Below are 16014 nucleotides of genomic sequence, written 5' to 3'. Positions count from 1 at the left end.
AAGGGACACCCGAAGCGGAAGGGCCTACGTAGCCGCTCACACGACCCTGGTTCCTACATCGGCGCAGTTCAGCGCACGCGACCTCGGGGCTTCAGGCGAGTTGCGGGGAGCTCTGGAGCCGGAAGAGGAGCGCCGTCGTAGCCCTTCACCTCGCCGAAGCGGGTTCCGTTCATCCAGTCCTCGCGGAAGCCGGCGATGTCCTCCTGGGACCGTCCGATCCAGTTCCAGAACATGACGATCTCCTCCTCGAACGGCTCGCCGCCCAGGAGCATCAGGCCCGCGTCCGAGGTTGCGCGCAGGGGGAGTTCGGTGCGGCCGCAGCCCAGGTAGAGCATCGAGCCCGGGAGGACGGGGACGCCGTCCACGTGGGCTTCGCCCGACATCGACAGGACCGCGTACTCGAAGTCCGGGTCGAGCGGGAGGCGGGTCTCGGTGCCGGCCGCCAGGGCCAGGTCGGCGCCGACGATCGGGGTGTACGCCGTACCGGGCGAGGTCGCGGTGTCCAGGGTGCCCAGGATGACCGTCGCCGTCAGGCCCGGGGCCGTCACCTGCGGGAGCTCCGCGTGGTGCTGGAAGTGCGGTTCCACGTCCCGGTGGGCGTCCGGCAGGGCGACCCACAGCTGGGCGCCGTGCAGGAAGCGGGCGTGTGGGCGCGGGCTCTCCTCGGAGTGGCTGATGCCGCGGCCGGAGGTCATCAGGCCCAGCTCGCGCGGGCGGATCGTGGCGAGGCTGCCGACGCTGTCGCGGTGCAGCACCTCGCCCTCGTGGAGCCAGCTCACCGTCTGGAGCCCGGAGTGGGGGTGGGGAGGGACCTGCATGCCGGGCTCGTCGGCGATGTCGTCCGGGCCGTAGTGGTCCACGAAGCACCAGGCGCCCACCATGCGGCGGCCCAGGTTGGGCAGGAGTCGGCGGACCTCGGTGGACTCTCCGAGCTTGACCGTGCGCGGGCTGAGGAGCTCGCGCACCGGTTCGGCCACGACGAAGCCGCGGCCGCCGCAGGCGGAGAGAGCGGGCTGGCGATCGAGATTGCTCATGTGGACAACCTAGCCCCGAGGCGGTACCGGCGGAGAGCGGAATGTTCCACCGCCAAGGCGTGTTGGAGGCGTCGGACGGATCACCCGAACGGCGGAAGGGACGCGATGAACGCGCCGACGACGTACTTCGAGCACGGGACGGCAGCCGAGCGCTGGGCGCGCGCCCAGCTCTTCTTCGACGCGAAGGAGTACGCGACGGCCGCCCGCATCCTGGAGGCGCTGGCGGGCGAGGCCCCCGAGCAGCTTGCGCCGCGGCTGCTGCTGGCCCGCGCCTACTACCACTCCGCCCAGCTCTCCCGGGCCGAGCGCGAGCTCCGCGCCATCCTGGAGCACTGGCCGGTGGAGGACTACGCACAGCTGATGCTCGGTCGCACCCTGGAGCGCCTCGGCCGGGCCGCCGAGGCCCGCCCCCACCTGCGGATGGCCGCCGCCATGGCGGGAGAGTTCCCCGAGTAGGGCGCCGCCCGGCCCCGCGCATGCGGGGTCGGGCCTCCGGCTCGGATAGCCTGGGGCCCATATGAACCGCCTCACCACACCCTTCGGCTCCTACGAGCTCACCCGTTTCCCCGAGGACCCGCGCGACCGGCTCCGCGCCTGGGACGCCGCCGACGAGTACCTGCTGCGTCACCTCGACTCCGGTACGGGGGAACGCGGCCCGGTGCACCTGGCCGCCGCCGGCCGGATCGTCGTGCTCGGGGACCGCTGGGGGACGCTGACGACGGCGCTCGCCGCGTACCACCCGACGCAGATCACCGACTCCGCCCTCACCCGCGCAGCCACCGCCGCGAACCTGGACCGGGCCGGCATCGGGACGTCCAAGTCGACGGTGACCCTGCTGACCACCCAGGACCCGCCGCCCGAGCGGATCGACGTCCTGCTGGTGCGCGTGCCCAAGAGCCTGGCGCTGCTGGAGGACCAGCTGTACCGGCTGGCCCCGCACGTGCACGCGGGCACCGTCGTCGTCGGCACCGGCATGGTCAAGGAGATCCACACCTCCACGCTGCGCCTCTTCGAGAAGATCCTCGGCCCGACGAAGACCTCGCTCGCGGAGAAGAAGGCACGGCTGATCTTCTGCACGCCGGGCACCCCGGGGGCCATCCGGCCCACGGCCGCCGACCCGTGGCCGCTGACGTACACGGTGGACGAGGACGCCGGGTCGGCCTCCGGCCTGTCCGTCGTCAACCACGCCGGGATCTTCTGCGCCGACCGGCTCGACGTCGGCACCCGGTTCTTCCTGCAGAACCTGCCGACCAACACCGACGGTGCCCGGGTCGTGGACCTGGGCTGCGGGAACGGCGTCGTCGGCACGGCCGTCCAGGCCCACGACCCGGACGCCGAGGTCGTGTTCACCGACGAGTCCTACCAGGCGGTCGCCTCGGCGCGGGCGACCTACCGGGCGAACATCCGCGAGGGCCGGCGCACCGCCGAGTTCCACGTCGGCGACGGGGTCGCGATGCTCTCCCCCGCCTCCGTGGACCTGGTGCTGAGCAACCCGCCCTTCCACTCGCACCAGGCCACGACGGACGCGACGGCGCTGCGGATGTTCGCGCAGTCGCGCAAGGTGCTGCGGCCGGGCGGCGAGCTGTGGATCGTCGCCAACCGGCACATGGGCTACCACACCCATCTGCGCCGGCTCTTCGGCAACAGCGAAGTCGTCGCGAGCGAGCCGAAGTTCGTCGTCCTGCGGGCGGTCAAGCAGGACCGTCCACGGCCCATGTGACCTGCCGGTAGCTCCTACACTCTGGCGCGTGAGCAGCCAGGTGGAGGACGGAAGCGGTGGCGGGCGCTACCGCCGGGAGGACGTGGCCCGGGCGGCCGGCGTCAAGGTGCGCAACCTGCGCTACTACCAGGAGCGCGGGCTGCTGCCGCCGCCGCGCCGGGAGGGCCGGATCGCCTGGTACTCCGACGATCACCTGACCCGGCTGCGGCTGATCAGCGATCTGCTGGGGCGCGGCTACACGGTCAACGGCATCGCCGAGCTGCTGCACGCGTGGGAGCAGGGCGGCGGCCTGTCCCAACTGCTGGGTCTGGAACGGGAGATGACCCGGGACTGGGTCCAGGAGGAGCCGGTGACGCTCTCCCGCGGCGAACTGCGGGAGCTGTTCGGGCCGACCGCGACCGCCGCGGACACCCGGCGCGCGGCGGAGCTCGGCTACGTGACGATCGACGGGGACCTGGTCACCTACCCGAACCGCCGGCTGCTGGAGTCGACGCTGGCGCTGGTGCGGCAGGGGGTGCCGCTCGCCGAGATCCTGGATGCCGGGGAGTTCGTACAGGCGCAGGCGGCCGCGGTCGCGGACCGGTTCGTGGGGCTGTTCCGGCGGTACGTGATCGACGCCGCGGGTCTGGACGGCCCGGCGGGCGCGGAGGGCACGGAGGGCACGGCCGGCGCGGACGGCCCGGCGGGCGCGGAAGGCCGGGAGGGCGCGGAAGGCCGGGAGGGCCTGGAGCGACTTTCGGCCACACAGCTGCAGCACATCACGGCGGCGGTCGCGGCCCTGCGGCCGGTGGCCGGTGAGGTGGTGGCCACGGAGTTCGCACGGGCGATGGCCCGGCGGGTGGACACGGAGGTCGCCGAACTGCTGCGTACGGAGCAGTAGGAGTCGGCTCAAAGGGTGCACTCGCACAACCTTGCCAACCCCCATTGGCACTCTTACATTCAACTCGTCGGTAACAACGGTGCACAGCCGATATAAGGGACGTTCTCATGACCGGTTCCCCCTATTTATCCGACCCTTCCGACGATGACTCCGGCCGTGTCCGCTGGCGCCGGTTCGCCGTCCTGACCATCCCCGCCGTGGCCGTGACCGCCGGCCTCGGCATCGCCCTCGCACAGGGCGTGCTGGCCGCCTCGTTCGCCGTGTCGGGACAGCAGTTCAAGGTGTCGGCGAGCAGCCTGGAGGGCGAGGGCTTCGCCCAGTACGGCAGCGTGGACGTCAATGCGCGCCAGGAGCTCATACCGGTGGCCGTCACCGCCATCCGGGAGGCCAAGCTCCACAGCCTCTGCCAGTCCGTGGTCACCTCGCTCCCGGTGATCGGCGACATCTCGCTCAACCTCACCGCCGGCCGCAAGACCCCGGTCGAGGCGAGCAACCTCTTCGTCGACGCCACCCAGCTCGCGGGCGACGCCGTCTTCAGCAACATCGAGATCGGGCGCGACGCCTCCACCCTCGACAAGGGTCCGGCCGAGGCCCAGGGGATGCAGGACCTCTTCGCCCAGCAGGCCGACACGGTCAGCATCACCGATCTCCAGCAGACGGCGTGGGCGACGAACGCCGGCACCTTCAAGCTCTCCGGGCTCAGCATGGACGTCAGCAAGGGCAAGAAGGAATGCTTCTGAACCTGTTGCGGCCATGGCGGCGATGGCGGCGCAGCAGACCCTTCTGGGGCGGGCTGTTCGCGGTCCTGGCCGGGTCGTGGATCTGCGTCCTGCCGCTGGCACCGCTGAAGATCATGCTCCAGCAGGGGGTGGCGGGGATCCCGTCCGTCCTGATGGGCATCGTGATGATCGTGCTCGGGCTCACCGCCTGGTTCTCTCCCCCTCAGCGTTCCCTCGCGGGTGTCCTCACCACCCTGATCGCCACCGCCGCTCTGGTCCTGTCGAACCTCGGCGGGTTCCTGATCGGCACCCTGCTCGGCATCCTCGGCGGCGGCCTGATGTTCGCCTGGCAGCCGCACGCCGCCCGGCGTACCGGCAAAGCCGGGGAAACCGGCAAAGCCGGGGAAACCGGCAAAGCCGGGGAAGCCGCGCATGCCGGGAAAGCGGAGTCCGCCGTTGCCGCACCCCCTCCCCCCGCCCCGCACCACGATCCCCAAGGAGCACAGCCATGAGCCGTACGCGCACCGCGCTCGCCCTCGGGACCGCCGTCGCCGGAGCCATCGCGCTCGCCTCGGTCACCGCCTCCGCCGCCCCCTTACCGCTGGCCGGGTCGACCACCGTCACCCCGGCCGGGCACGCGTTCAAGGCCACCCTCAGCGGGAAGGCCACCCTCAAGGCCGGTTCGGTCACCGTGACCTGTACGGTCTCCGTCGCCACCGGCAGCGTGCCGGGAGCCCCCGGCAACAGCAACCCGGCCGGGCCCGTGTCCTCGCCGATCTCGGCGCCCACGTACAGCTCGTGCACCTCGAGCATGTGGGGAGTGACGCCCACGGTCACCACCAGCGGCGCCTGGTCGGTGTCGATGCAGGACGGCGCCCCGATCACCGCCACCATGGGTCTGCCGGTCGGCGGTCTGGTGGTCCAGACGAGCGGGCTCGCCTCCTGTACGGTCACCGCCGCCCCCACCGCCCCGGCGAACGTCGGCGGCACCTGGGGCAACGGTGCTCCGTCGACGCTGACCTTCACGAACGTCTCCGTACCGGTCACGGTCACCGGCGGGTTCGGCTGCCCGACGAGCGCGACCACCTCCACCTTCAACGCGGTCTACAAAGTGACCGACACGACCGACCCGGCGCAGCAGATCACCGTCGGTCCCTGACCCGCTGCGCGCCGGACGAACCCGCCCGGTCCCGGAGGAATCCGGGACCGGGCGGGCCGCCGTGCGCCCCGGGATCAGCGGTGCGCGGCGAACTCCGTCACCTGCTGGTAGGTGGGCCGGTTCTGCCAGTTGATCTGCGGGTGGGCGAGCCCGCCGACCGGGCGCTGGACGATCGAGTCGGCGCACCACTGGTTGCCGGCCGCGCAGGTCCCGTCGGCCGGGTACACGGCCGCGGGGGTGGCGGCGGCGGCCTGCTTCAGCGTCGCGGCCACGGCGTCCCGACATGCGGGGAGCGAGCCGCCGCCGCAGTGGACCTGGGACGGAGGGTCGGCGACCGGACGTCCGAGCACCATGCGCAGGTCCTCGTCCGCGTAGCTCCACCAGCCGTACTGGAAGGCCGATCCGGCGTGCGAACCGGTGGGGCGGTGGCCCGCGTTGGGCGCCTCGTCGACGGTCAGCGAGGCGCGCAGGGCGTCGTACAGCGGGGCACCGAGGCCGGGCTTGAACTCGGCCTCGATCAGCAGCGGCCACCAGGCGTCCATGATCCGGATGGCGTCCGCGTGCGCGTACGTCCTCGACCCCTGGGCGGTCTCCTTGCGTTGGGCGCCGCTCGCCTGCCAGGCGGCCAGTTCGTCGACCGCCGCGCCGACCGCCGGATCGGTGACCGGTGCGCTGCGCAGGACGGCGAGCAGCTCGGGCAGCAGGTTCTCGGCGCGCAGGTCGGTGACCGCGGCCTCGGCCATGGCCTGGGTCAGCTTCGCCCGGGTCACCCCGCCCGCCGCGACCAGCGCTTTGACGCGGCGGTCGAGGAGGTCGCCGCGGTGCACGGCGCCCATGCCGAAGCCGGCCGCCCCGTAGTCCTTGGCCTGCTTGTTGTTCCAGCTGATGTAGTAGTCCTGCCCGATGGACCGCGGGTGCTCGGCGGACGGGGTGTAGGCGGCGGTGTTGGCGGCCGGGTCGAAGTCCTGCCACTCGTACTGCTGCCGGGCGTGCACGGGCAGGGAGGCGTCGACCCCGGGCGCCCGGACCGGGTTCGACCCGCTGTTGTAGTACGCCGCTTCGCGCGAGTCGGCGTAGAACCAGTTGAAGGCGTAGCCGATGTGCTCGGCGGCCTGCTGGAAGGTGTGGGCGTCCTTGACGTAGGAGGGGTCGTTCAGCATCTGGAAGCCGATGATCGAGTCGGCCTCGTGGCGGTAGGTGGAGCGCAGCGCCGCATACGCGACGGGTGTGCCCGCGACGGTGGCCCGGTGGGTGACGACGCCGTAGTGCGTGCGCCACACCCGCATCCGGTAGGAGCCGTCGGGTGTCGGGTCGGCGACGGACTTCTTCCAGGTGTTGGTGCGCTCCAGCTTCTCCATGGGCGTGCACGTGCCGCGGTAGAGATAGTGCGTGCCGGCCCGGGTGGGCGCCTGCCCGCCCGGTTCGCAGAGCTCGACGGCGAAGGTGTCGGTGATGTCCTGCCCGGCGGAGGTGGCGCTCCACGCGTAGTCCTGGCCGCGGCCCAGCTGGACGTACATGCTGACGCCCGCGAAGGAGGCGCCGCGGGCGCTGATGCCGGGGCCCTGGATCTCCTGGAGCATGAGGAGCTGGGGCGCGAGGTAGCCGGTCTGCGGCCCGAACACGGCCACCGGGTGGCCGCTCGCGGTGTGGGCTCCGGAGACGAGCAGGGCGTTGGACATGCTCGGCTTGACCGGCTTCGGCGGGTCGGCGGCCTCCTGGGCGGTCGCCGCGCCCGTACGGTCGTACACGAGCTGCTCGGCGACGACCGATCCGGCGTCCGGGAGCGCCGTGCCCTGCGGGTTCGCGGGCTTCTGGGCGTAGGGGAAGCTGGTGCCGTCGTGGACGGTGAGCACGGCCTCGGGGTCGTTGCGCTGGCGGAAGGACTCCCAGACCCGGGTGCCCTCCTCCAGGCCGTACCTCTGCTGGGCGGCCAGCAGGGACAGCGCGGCCTGGACCTCGCCGCCTCCCCCGCCGCCGAACAGGCCGCCGACGACGGAGGCGAGGGCGATCAGGTCGGTGATCCTGAAGGGCTGGATCTCACCGGCGTTGGTGATCGAGTCGATGTGCCCGGTGAGGACGTATTCGCCGGGGAAGTAGCGGCCGTTCTTCGACTGGGTGCGGTAGAGGTTGATGCCGTCCGCGTACGCCTGGGCGGCCTCCATCGCGAGGCGCCCCCGCTCGCCCTCGGTGGTGCGGATCCGGTCCACCTGGGCCTGGAGGTCGGCCTCGGTGTACGGAGCCTGGGGCCAGAACTGCTGCTCCAGGCCCTGGTTGGCGAGGGCGCCGCCGGCGAAGGGGGTCAGGTCCCCGCGGCCGACGTGCCGGAAGAGGTCCATCTGCCAGAGGCGGTCCTGGGCCGCGGCGTAGCCCGCGCCGAAGGAAGTGCCGTAGCGGGTGGTGCCCTTGATGTGCGGGACGCCGGTCTTTTTGTCGCGGGTGATGGTGACGTCGGGGCGCGGGCTGGTCGTGGACTCGACCTGGTCGGCGGGGACCCCGAAGGAGGCGGTGTTGAAGAAGTCGTTGATCTTGGCGTCCGTGAGTCCGGGATAGCCGGCCACCAGGGAGTCGTAGCGGGCGAGTTGGTCGGAGGCGTGGGCGGGCATGGTGCCGAACGCCTTGTGCAGGAGGATCTGGGCGAGTGTGGCGTTGCCGTTCTGGCCGGGCGGCAGGATGTCGGAGCACTGGTTGCCGCAGTGGTCGGCGATGGGAAGCGGTACGGGGTCCGCGGCGGCGGCAGCGGGGGCGAGGGGGGACAGCAGCGCGGCACCGAGGGCGAACAGCCCGGTGGCCACGACGGTTCTCATGCGTGCGGTGGGACGTCGCATACGTGCTCCTCCGTGGGGGGCAGGAACCGGTCACGGGGAGGGTACTGGCGGAACTACCACTCAGTAAGGTGAACGACCGTCACTTCTTGAGAGACGGCCTGGGCCGATCACCTCCGTGCGGAAAATGCGTTGCCGCCACCGGCGCGGACGGACGAAGCTCGCCGACATGTCCCAGAGCACCGAACACCAGCCGTCGCAGTCCGCCGCCGCCCCGCGCCCGACACGGCGGGACGTCTCCGACCTCTTCTCCGACGGCCGCCTCACCGTGATCCCGCGCAAGACCGCCCGGCGCGAGCAGTTGCTCGACCACCTCGCGGAGACCCTCTTCACGGCGGACCGGGAGTACACGGAGCCCGAGGTGAACGACGCGCTGCGCACCGTGCACGAGGACTGCTCGGCGCTGCGGCGCTATCTGATCACCTCGGGCCGACTCACACGGACCCGTGACGGACGTACCTACCGGCGGGCGACGACCACTCTGTAGTGGGTCGTCAGCCGGCCGTCGTCGCCGATCACGTGGAAGGCGACGGCCGGCGGCTCGTCGAGGTGCACGTGCTCGGAGGACCCGGTCGGCGCCTCCCAGGGCAGCCGGAGCGTGGAGACCACCCCGGGTGCTACGAGCACCGGCCGGCCCGCGAAGGTGGTGGCCGCGGCGGTGTGCGCGTGCCCGCACAGGAAAGCGGTCAGGTGCGGGTGGCGCTCGGCGAGGACGGCGAGCCGCTCCTCCCCGAACTGGCGGATCTCGTCCACGTACGGCGTGTTCAGCGGCACGGGCGGGTGGTGGAAGGCGACCAGGACCGGGATCTCCTGCGGGGTGCCGGTCAGTACGCCGTCCAGCCAGGCCAGGGTGGACTCCTCCAGGAAGCCCTGGTGCTCGCCGGGAACGGACGAGTCGCACACGGCGAGGACGAAGCCCTCTCCGCGCAGCACCTGGTCGACGGGTCCAGTGGGGAGGGGCTCCCCGGGTGACCCCTCCCCCAGCAGCCCGCGGCGGAAGGCGGCGCGCTCGTCGTGGTTGCCGGGGCAGACCACCAGGGGGTGGCGCGAGCGCAGCAGCTTCGCGGCCTCCTCGTACTCGGCGTCCTCGGCGTGGTCGGCTATGTCCCCGCTCACGAGTACGGCGTCAAGGTCGTACGGAAGTGCGTCGAGGTATTCCATGACGGCGCGGGTGCGGTCGGCGGCGCGCCGGTCACCGTCGAGATGGACGTCGCTGAGGTGGGCGATCACGATCACGTGCGGTGTCTCCTTCGTCTCCGGTCAAGAGAGGGTGGACACCCATTCAACACGCCGAACCACCGCCCGCCCGCTGCGGATTGCCGGCCTTCAGCCGGTGCTGCGCCCCGGTCGTGGCGGATCCGGCGTCGCCGCTGCCGCCCGTCGTGGGGTCCGCGATAGTGACGGTGAGGTTGGCGGCAGCGGTGCGGCCCACGCCGACGGCGTTGCCGAACTCCGCCCGGCGGTGGCGTGGGTGACGGCCGCACCCGGCACGCACGCGCCCGCCGCGGCGCCGTCGCCGTCCTTCGCGCTGCCGATGCCGCGCAGCGGAAGAAGAAGACCGCCCCGTCACCGGGCAGCGGCGCGAGCAGCTGCCGCACCGCCCGCCGGCCCGCCGGCCGGCCGGCCGAGCGTGCCGGTGGGCCCGGGCGCCTGGGCGACGGTGCTGCGCACCTTGCCGTCGGCGGGGTCCAGGACGTGCAGCCCGCTCTCGTTGACGCCGGCGGTCTCGGGCAGGTCGTCCGAACCGACGGACAGCTTCTTCGAGTCCGGGTGCAGCAGCAGGTCACGGGGTTGCCCGCTGTGGTGAACTGCGCCACCGCCCGGTACGCGACGGTGCCCTGCGGTACGCCGGCGGCCCCCTCACCCCCGGCGGCCGATACGGGACTTCCGGTGGCGTCACCCCCGGTAGGTCTCCAGCAGCCGCAGCCAGACCTCGCTGATGGTCGGGAACGACGGCACCGCATGCCACAGGCGCTGGATCGGGACCTCCCCGGCGACCGCGACGGTGGCCGCGTGGATCATCTCCGCGGCGCCGGGGCCGACGAAGGTCACCCCGAGGAGGACCTCGCGGTCGAGGTCGACGATCATCCGGGCCCGGCCCTTGTAGCCGTCGGCGTACAGACCGGCGCCCGAGACCTTGGACATGTCGTAGTCGACCGCGCGCACCCGGAGCCCGGCCCGTTCGGCCTCGGCCAGGGTCACGCCCACGGCGGCGGCCTCCGGGTCGGTGAAGACCGCCTGCGGGAGGGCGCGGGTGTCGGCGGTCGGCGTGTGCGCGCCCCAGGGGGCGGTGTCCAGCGGGGTGCCGGCCGCGCGGGCGGCGATCACGGCACCCGCGATCCGTCCCTGGTACTTGCCCTGGTGGGTGAGGAGCACGCGGTGGTTGACGTCCCCGACGGCGTACAGCCAGTCGTGCCCGGGCACCCGGCAGGTGTCGTCCACGTCGATCCACCGGCCGGCGGGCAGGCCGACGGTGTCCAGCCCGATGTCCTCGGTCCGCGGCGCGCGGCCCGTCGCCATCAGCAGCTCGTCGCCCTCCACCGTCTCGCCGCCTTCCAGGACCACGCTGACGGGGCCCGTCGAGCCGTCCCGTACCACGGCCTCGGCGGACACCCCCGTACGGACCACCGCCCCGGCCTCGCGCAGCGCGTCGGCGACCAGTTCCCCCGCGAAGGGCTCCATCCGCGGCAGCAGCCCGGAGCCGCGTGCGAGGACGGTGACCTGCGAGCCGAGGGCCTGCCAGGCGGTGGCCATCTCGACGGCCACGACCGAGCCGCCCACGATCAGCAGCCGGCCGGGGGCCTCCTGTGCGGAGGTCGCCTCGCGGCTGGTCCAGGGGCGCGCCCCGGCGATCCCCGGGAGGTCCGGGATCAGGGCCCGGGTGCCGGTGGCGACGACCACCGCGTGCCGGGCCGACAGGATGTGGTGCTCGCCCTCGGGGCTGGTGACGGCGACCTTGCGGACCCCGTAGAGCCGGCCGTGGCCCCGGTACAGGTGGGCGCCGATCGAGTCGAGCCAGTCGATCTGGCCCTGGTCCTTCCAGTCGCCGGTCCAGTAGTTGCGGTGCGCGAGGACCGCCGCCGTGTCCAGGGGCCCCTGGACGGCACCGGCCAGGCCGGGCACCCGGCGGGCGTCGGCCCGGGCCAGCGCCGGTCGCAGCAGCGCCTTGCTCGGGACGCAGGCCCAGTACGAGCACTCGCCGCCCACCAGTTCGCTCTCGACGAGCGCCGTGCTCAGCCCGGCCGCGCGGGTCCGGTCGACGATGTTCTCACCGGCCGGTCCCCCGCCGAGGACCACGACGTCGTACTCCACCGCTTCCGACACAGACACCATCCAAGGGTTCCAGAGGGTCCGCCAGGACCCATGGGAATCCCGGTCAGGGGCTAATGTCCCGTCACTCTACGTGTGGCCCGCGGGACATGCCTGAGATGCCGGGCGGCCTCGGCGTGGTGACGCGGCCGCCCCGCCGAGGGCCGCTGCCCGCGCGCGGCCACGGCCGCCAACTGCCGAGCGGGCACGGCGGTCACATCGCCGCGCCGGGTACGGGCACGCCCGCGGGGGCGCGTACAAGAGCTCCGGCGGACCGGCCACCCGCCGGCCCCTCACGTTGCAGCGACCACCCGCTTGTCCCACACGGGAGGTGTGAGATCCGCCCCGGCCGGTTATTCGAGTGGAGGTCCATCGACATTCCGCGGCAAAGGGGCACCAGTGGCGCATCCAGTGCAGGAGACCCGCTCCAGCGTCGGGCTGCATGTGAACGGCCGGCGCCACGAGCTCGACGTGGATCACCGGGTCACCCTCCTGGACCTGCTGCGGGAGCACCTCGGCCTGACCGGCGCCAAGAAGGGCTGTGACCACGGCCAGTGCGGCGCCTGCACCGTCCTGGTCGACGGCCGGCGCGCCAACAGCTGCCTGCTGCTCGCCGTCGCCCACGACGGCGCGCGGGTCACCACCGTGGAGGGACTGGGCGGCGACGGAACCGGCGGCCCGCACCCGTTGCAGGAGGCCTTCATGGCACGGGACGCCTTCCAGTGCGGATACTGCACGCCCGGCCAGCTCTGCTCCGCCGCCGGCCTGCTCGCCGAGGCGGCCGCCGACCCCGGGGCCACGGACCTCAGCCGCTCCGGGATCGCCGAGGCCATGAGCGGCAACCTGTGCCGCTGCGGCGCGTACCCCCGCATCGTGGACGCCGTACGGGACGTGGCCGCGGCCTCGCAGGCCGCTGCCCCGGCCCGGGCCCAGGCCCCGGCTCCGGCTCCGGCCCCGGCCCCGGCCCCGGCCCCGGCTCCCGGTGACGGGCGGGTGGGCGCGTGAAGCCCTTCGCGTACGTACGCGCCACGGGCCTTCCCGAGGCCATCGCCGCCCACGGCGCGCGGCCCGGCTCCCGCTACCTCGGCGGCGGCACCAACCTCGTGGACCTGATGAAGCTCGGGGTCGAAGCTCCTGACACCCTCGTCGACCTGACCGGCCTGCCGCTCGGCTCCGTCGAGGAGACCGCGGACGGCGGCCTGCGGATCGGCTCCGGGGTGCGCGGCAGCGACCTCGCGCTCCATCCCCTCGTCCGCACCCGGTACCCCGCCCTGTCCCAGGCGCTCCTGGCCGGGGCCTCGGCCCAGCTGCGCAACGTCGCCACCACCGGCGGGAACCTGCTCCAGCGCACCCGCTGCCCCTACTTCCAGGACCTGGCCAAACCCTGCAACAAGCGGGAGCCCGGCACCGGCTGCGGCGCCCGCGACGGAGTCCACCGGGACCACGCCGTCCTCGGCCACTCCCCGCAGTGCATCGCCACCCACCCGTCCGACATGGCCGTGGCGCTCGTCGCGCTCGACGCGGCCGTCGAGCTCCAGGGCCCCGACGGCGCCCGTACGGTGCCCGCGACCGCTTTCCACCGGCTGCCGGGCGACCACCCCGAACGGGACACCGTCGTCGAACACGGCGAGATCGTCACGGCGGTCACGCTCCCGCCGGACCGCGCCGGCCTCCCGTCGCGCTACCGCAAGGCCCGCGACCGCGCCTCGTACGCCTTCGCGCTCGCTTCCGTCGCCGCCGTGCTCGACATCTCCGGGGGACGCGTCCGCCATGTCGCGCTCGCGTTCGGCGGGCTCGCCCACCGCCCCTGGCGCGCCACCGCCGCCGAGGAACGGCTGCTGGGCGCCGCTCCCACCGAGAGCGCGGTACGGGAGGCCGTCGAGGCCGAGCTCGACCGGGCGCAGCCGCTGCGCGACAACGCCTTCAAGGTCCCCCTCGCCCGCAACCTCGCCTGCGACGTGCTCAACTCCCTCTCCGGCAATTCCCCCTCCCGTGGCTCCCGCTCCTGAAACCCCCCTACGCCCCTCCCCCGATCGCGAGGACCCGCCATGGACTCCAGCCCCGCCGCCCCGGCGCCCTCCCTCGGCAGCCCCGCCACCCGGCTGGAGGGCCGGGAGAAGGTCACGGGAAAGGCCCGCTACGCGGCCGAGTACGCCCTGCCGGACCGGGCGTACGCGTGGCCGGTGCCCGCCACCGTGGCCCGTGGACGCGTCACCGCCGTCGACACCGCCGGCGCGCTCGCACTGCCCGGCGTCCTCGCCGTCCTCACGCACTGCGACGCGCCCCGGCTGGGCCCCTGCGACGACCCCACCCTCCGCGTGCTCCAGGACCCCGCAGTGCCCCACCGCGGCTGGTACGTGGCCCTGGCCGTGGCCGAGACCCCGGAGGCCGCCCGGGCCGCGGCCGCGGCCGTCCGCGTCCGCTACGACGCCGAACCCCACGACTGCGTCCTGCACTCCGGCCACCCGGACGCCTACACCCCCGAACAGGTCAACGGCGGCTATCCGGCCCACCGCGAGAAGGGCGACGCGGCCGCCGCGTTCGCCGCCGCACCGGTCCAGGTGGACTGCGCGTACGCCGTACCGCCGCTGCACAACCACCCCATGGAGCCGCACGCCGCCACCGCCCACTGGGACGCCGGCGCCGGCACCCTCACCGTGTACGACTCCAGCCAGGGGTCCGGACTCGTACGCTCCACACTGGCTGCCCTCTTCGGGCTGCCCGCGGACCGCGTCACGGTGGTCTCCGAGCACGTCGGCGGTGCCTTCGGCTGCAAGGGCACCCCCCGCCCGCACGTCGTCCTCGCCGTCATGGCCGCACGGCACACGGGCCGTCCCGTCACCCTCGCCCTGCCCCGGCGCCACCTCGCGGCCGTCGTCGGCCACCGCGCGCCCACCCTGCACCGCGTGCGCCTGGGCGCCCGTACGGACGGCACGCTCACCGCCGTCGCCCACGAGGTCACCACCCACACCTCCCGCGTGCGGGAGTTCGTCGAACAGGCCGCCGTCCCCACCCGCGTCATGTACGCCGCGCCCGCCCTCCTCACCACCCACCGCGTGGTCCCCCTCGACGTACCCACGCCCTCCTGGATGCGGGCGCCCGGCGAGTCCCCCGGCATGTACGCCCTGGAGTCGGCCATGGACGAGCTGGCCTGCGCCCTCGGCATCGACCCGGTCGAGCTGCGCGTCCGCAACGAGCCCGACGCGGAACCCGACAGCGGCCACCCGTTCAGCAGCCGCCATCTGGTGGAATGCCTGCGCGAGGGGGCCACGCGGTTCGACTGGGCCGCGCACCGCACGCCGCGCCGGGACGGCCCACTGCTGATCGGCACCGGGGTCGCCGCCGCCACCTACCCGGTGTACGTCGCCCCCTCCTCGGCGCGGGCGCACGCCTTCCCCGACGGAACGTACCTCGTGCAGACCAACGCCACCGACCTCGGCACCGGCGCCCGCACCGTCCTGGCGCAGATCGCCGCCGACGCGCTGCGGGTCGCCCTGGACCGGGTGAAGGTGGAGATCGGGCACTCCGCGCTGCCGCAGGGCGCGGTGGCCGGCGGCTCGGCCGGTACGGCCTCCTGGGGCTGGGCGGTCCACGACGCCTGCACGAGCCTGGTCGCCCTGCTCGCCCGCCGCCCCGGCCCGATCCCGGAGGCCGGAGTGTCCGTCCCCGCCGATACGACGGCCTCCGCCAAGCAGAAGTCCCCGTACGCCCGGCACGCGTTCGGCGCCCACTTCGCGCAGGTGCAGGCCGACACCGTCACGGGCGAGGTCCGGGTCCGCAGGCTCCTGGGCGTCTTCGCGGCGGGCCGCATCCTGAACCCGCTCACCGCCCGTTCCCAGTTCGTGGGCGGCATGGTCATGGGTCTGGGCATGGCCCTCACCGAACACAGCACCATGGACCCGGCTTTCGGGGATTTCGCCGAGAACGACCTCGCCTCCTACCACGTGCCCGCCCACGCCGATGTGCCCGACATCGAGGTGCACTGGCTGGACGAGCACGACAAGCACCTCAACCCGACGGGCGGCAAGGGCATCGGCGAGATCGGCATCGTCGGCACGGCGGCGGCCATCGGCAACGCCTTCCACCACGCGACCGGCTGCCGGATCCGCGAACTCCCCCTCACCCCGGACCGCGTCCTGGCGGCCCTCGGCTGAGGAGGCCCGGACCCCCGGCCGGTTCAGGAAGCCCGGATCGCCCGGTCGATCTCCGCGCCGGTACGGGCCACGACGACGGGCCGCTCGTCCCTGAGGGAGGCCGGCAGAAGCGCGCGGTCTTCGTTGTGCTGGATCATGGTCGGCCCGCCCGGGACGACGAGCACGGCATCCAGCCGTCGGAGCAGGGCGGCGAGGAGGTCCATGATCCCGTCCCCTC

General features: G+C 73.4%; 16 protein-coding genes. 10 read left to right on the top strand and 6 right to left on the bottom strand.

Annotated features, from left to right (window positions below; all coding sequences use genetic code 11):
- Nucleotides 1-68 precede the first annotated feature (68 nt).
- On the bottom strand, nucleotides 69-1034 hold the full coding sequence (locus tag ACZ573_RS07510; RefSeq protein WP_471300356.1) for a pirin family protein: 966 nt from the start codon (nucleotides 1032-1034) through the stop codon (nucleotides 69-71).
- 105 nt (nucleotides 1035-1139) lie between these two features.
- On the opposite strand from ACZ573_RS07510, the gene ACZ573_RS07505 reads away from it, so the two are divergent.
- The 6 genes from ACZ573_RS07505 (at nucleotide 1140) to ACZ573_RS07480 (ending at nucleotide 5512) form a co-directional block, all read left to right on the top strand.
- Nucleotides 1140-1490 carry a tetratricopeptide repeat protein gene (locus tag ACZ573_RS07505; RefSeq protein ID WP_471300353.1) on the top strand — a complete coding sequence of 117 codons (351 nt, stop codon included), beginning with the start codon at nucleotides 1140-1142 and terminating at the stop codon, nucleotides 1488-1490.
- Nucleotides 1491-1551: 61 nt separating this feature from the next.
- Nucleotides 1552-2754, top strand: a complete 1203-nt coding sequence (locus ACZ573_RS07500) for a methyltransferase (protein ID WP_471300349.1) — start codon at nucleotides 1552-1554, stop codon at nucleotides 2752-2754.
- A 28-nt stretch (nucleotides 2755-2782) separates the two neighbouring features.
- Nucleotides 2783-3634 carry a MerR family transcriptional regulator gene (locus tag ACZ573_RS07495; RefSeq protein ID WP_471300347.1) on the top strand — a complete coding sequence of 284 codons (852 nt, stop codon included), beginning with the start codon at nucleotides 2783-2785 and terminating at the stop codon, nucleotides 3632-3634.
- Nucleotides 3635-3741: 107 nt separating this feature from the next.
- A complete protein-coding gene (locus ACZ573_RS07490) occupies nucleotides 3742-4374 on the top strand; it encodes a DUF6230 family protein (RefSeq protein ID WP_471300344.1) in 633 nt (210 codons plus the stop codon).
- Nucleotides 4365-4865 carry a DUF6114 domain-containing protein gene (locus tag ACZ573_RS07485; RefSeq protein ID WP_471300341.1) on the top strand — a complete coding sequence of 167 codons (501 nt, stop codon included), beginning with the start codon at nucleotides 4365-4367 and terminating at the stop codon, nucleotides 4863-4865. The genes ACZ573_RS07490 and ACZ573_RS07485 overlap by 10 nt, the downstream gene beginning before the upstream one ends.
- The gene (locus tag ACZ573_RS07480) at nucleotides 4862-5512 is read left to right on the top strand and encodes a hypothetical protein (RefSeq protein WP_471300338.1); all 651 of its coding nucleotides are present in this window, start codon (nucleotides 4862-4864) and stop codon (nucleotides 5510-5512) included. The genes ACZ573_RS07485 and ACZ573_RS07480 overlap by 4 nt, the downstream gene beginning before the upstream one ends.
- 74 nt (nucleotides 5513-5586) lie before the next feature.
- Here the strand turns inward: ACZ573_RS07480 and ACZ573_RS07475 are convergent, their stop codons facing one another.
- Nucleotides 5587-8337 (bottom strand): penicillin acylase family protein, encoded by a 2751-nt coding sequence (locus tag ACZ573_RS07475; RefSeq protein WP_471300336.1) that lies wholly within the window; start codon nucleotides 8335-8337, stop codon nucleotides 5587-5589.
- 166 nt (nucleotides 8338-8503) lie between these two features.
- Between ACZ573_RS07475 and ACZ573_RS07470 the strand changes: the two genes are divergently transcribed.
- The gene (locus tag ACZ573_RS07470) at nucleotides 8504-8821 is read left to right on the top strand and encodes a DUF2087 domain-containing protein (RefSeq protein WP_471300333.1); all 318 of its coding nucleotides are present in this window, start codon (nucleotides 8504-8506) and stop codon (nucleotides 8819-8821) included.
- Here ACZ573_RS07470 and ACZ573_RS07465 read toward each other — a convergent pair.
- From ACZ573_RS07465 to ACZ573_RS07455, 3 genes are all read right to left on the bottom strand, one after another.
- A complete protein-coding gene (locus tag ACZ573_RS07465) occupies nucleotides 8794-9570 on the bottom strand; it encodes a metallophosphoesterase (RefSeq protein WP_471300330.1) in 777 nt (258 codons plus the stop codon). The two genes, ACZ573_RS07470 and ACZ573_RS07465, sit on opposite strands and share 28 nt — an antisense overlap.
- 46 nt (nucleotides 9571-9616) lie before the next feature.
- Complete coding sequence (locus ACZ573_RS07460; protein ID WP_471300328.1) at nucleotides 9617-9766, bottom strand: hypothetical protein; 150 nt, start codon at nucleotides 9764-9766, stop codon at nucleotides 9617-9619.
- 464 nt (nucleotides 9767-10230) lie between these two features.
- Complete coding sequence (locus tag ACZ573_RS07455) at nucleotides 10231-11667, bottom strand: dihydrolipoyl dehydrogenase family protein (RefSeq protein ID WP_471300325.1); 1437 nt, start codon at nucleotides 11665-11667, stop codon at nucleotides 10231-10233.
- Between the two features lie 375 nt (nucleotides 11668-12042).
- Between ACZ573_RS07455 and ACZ573_RS07450 the strand changes: the two genes are divergently transcribed.
- Genes ACZ573_RS07450 through ACZ573_RS07440 form a run of 3 tightly spaced genes read left to right on the top strand, consistent with a single transcriptional unit; the run spans nucleotide 12043 to nucleotide 15797 of the window.
- A complete protein-coding gene (locus ACZ573_RS07450; RefSeq protein WP_471300322.1) occupies nucleotides 12043-12648 on the top strand; it encodes a (2Fe-2S)-binding protein in 606 nt (201 codons plus the stop codon).
- Complete coding sequence (locus ACZ573_RS07445; RefSeq protein WP_471300320.1) at nucleotides 12645-13652, top strand: FAD binding domain-containing protein; 1008 nt, start codon at nucleotides 12645-12647, stop codon at nucleotides 13650-13652. Before ACZ573_RS07450 ends, ACZ573_RS07445 begins: the two co-directional genes overlap by 4 nt.
- Nucleotides 13653-13691: 39 nt before the next feature.
- On the top strand, nucleotides 13692-15797 hold the full coding sequence (locus ACZ573_RS07440) for a xanthine dehydrogenase family protein molybdopterin-binding subunit (RefSeq protein WP_471300318.1): 2106 nt from the start codon (nucleotides 13692-13694) through the stop codon (nucleotides 15795-15797).
- A gap of 23 nt (nucleotides 15798-15820) precedes the next feature.
- On the opposite strand, the gene ACZ573_RS07435 is transcribed toward ACZ573_RS07440, so the two are convergent.
- The gene (locus ACZ573_RS07435) at nucleotides 15821-16000 is read right to left on the bottom strand and encodes a hypothetical protein (RefSeq protein WP_471300315.1); all 180 of its coding nucleotides are present in this window, start codon (nucleotides 15998-16000) and stop codon (nucleotides 15821-15823) included.
- Nucleotides 16001-16014 lie beyond the last annotated feature (14 nt).

It is taken from the genome of Streptomyces sp. NPDC040545, assembly GCF_055595065.1.
Note: the sequence above shows the minus strand (reverse complement) of the source record. Positions and strands in the feature narration are given on the sequence as shown.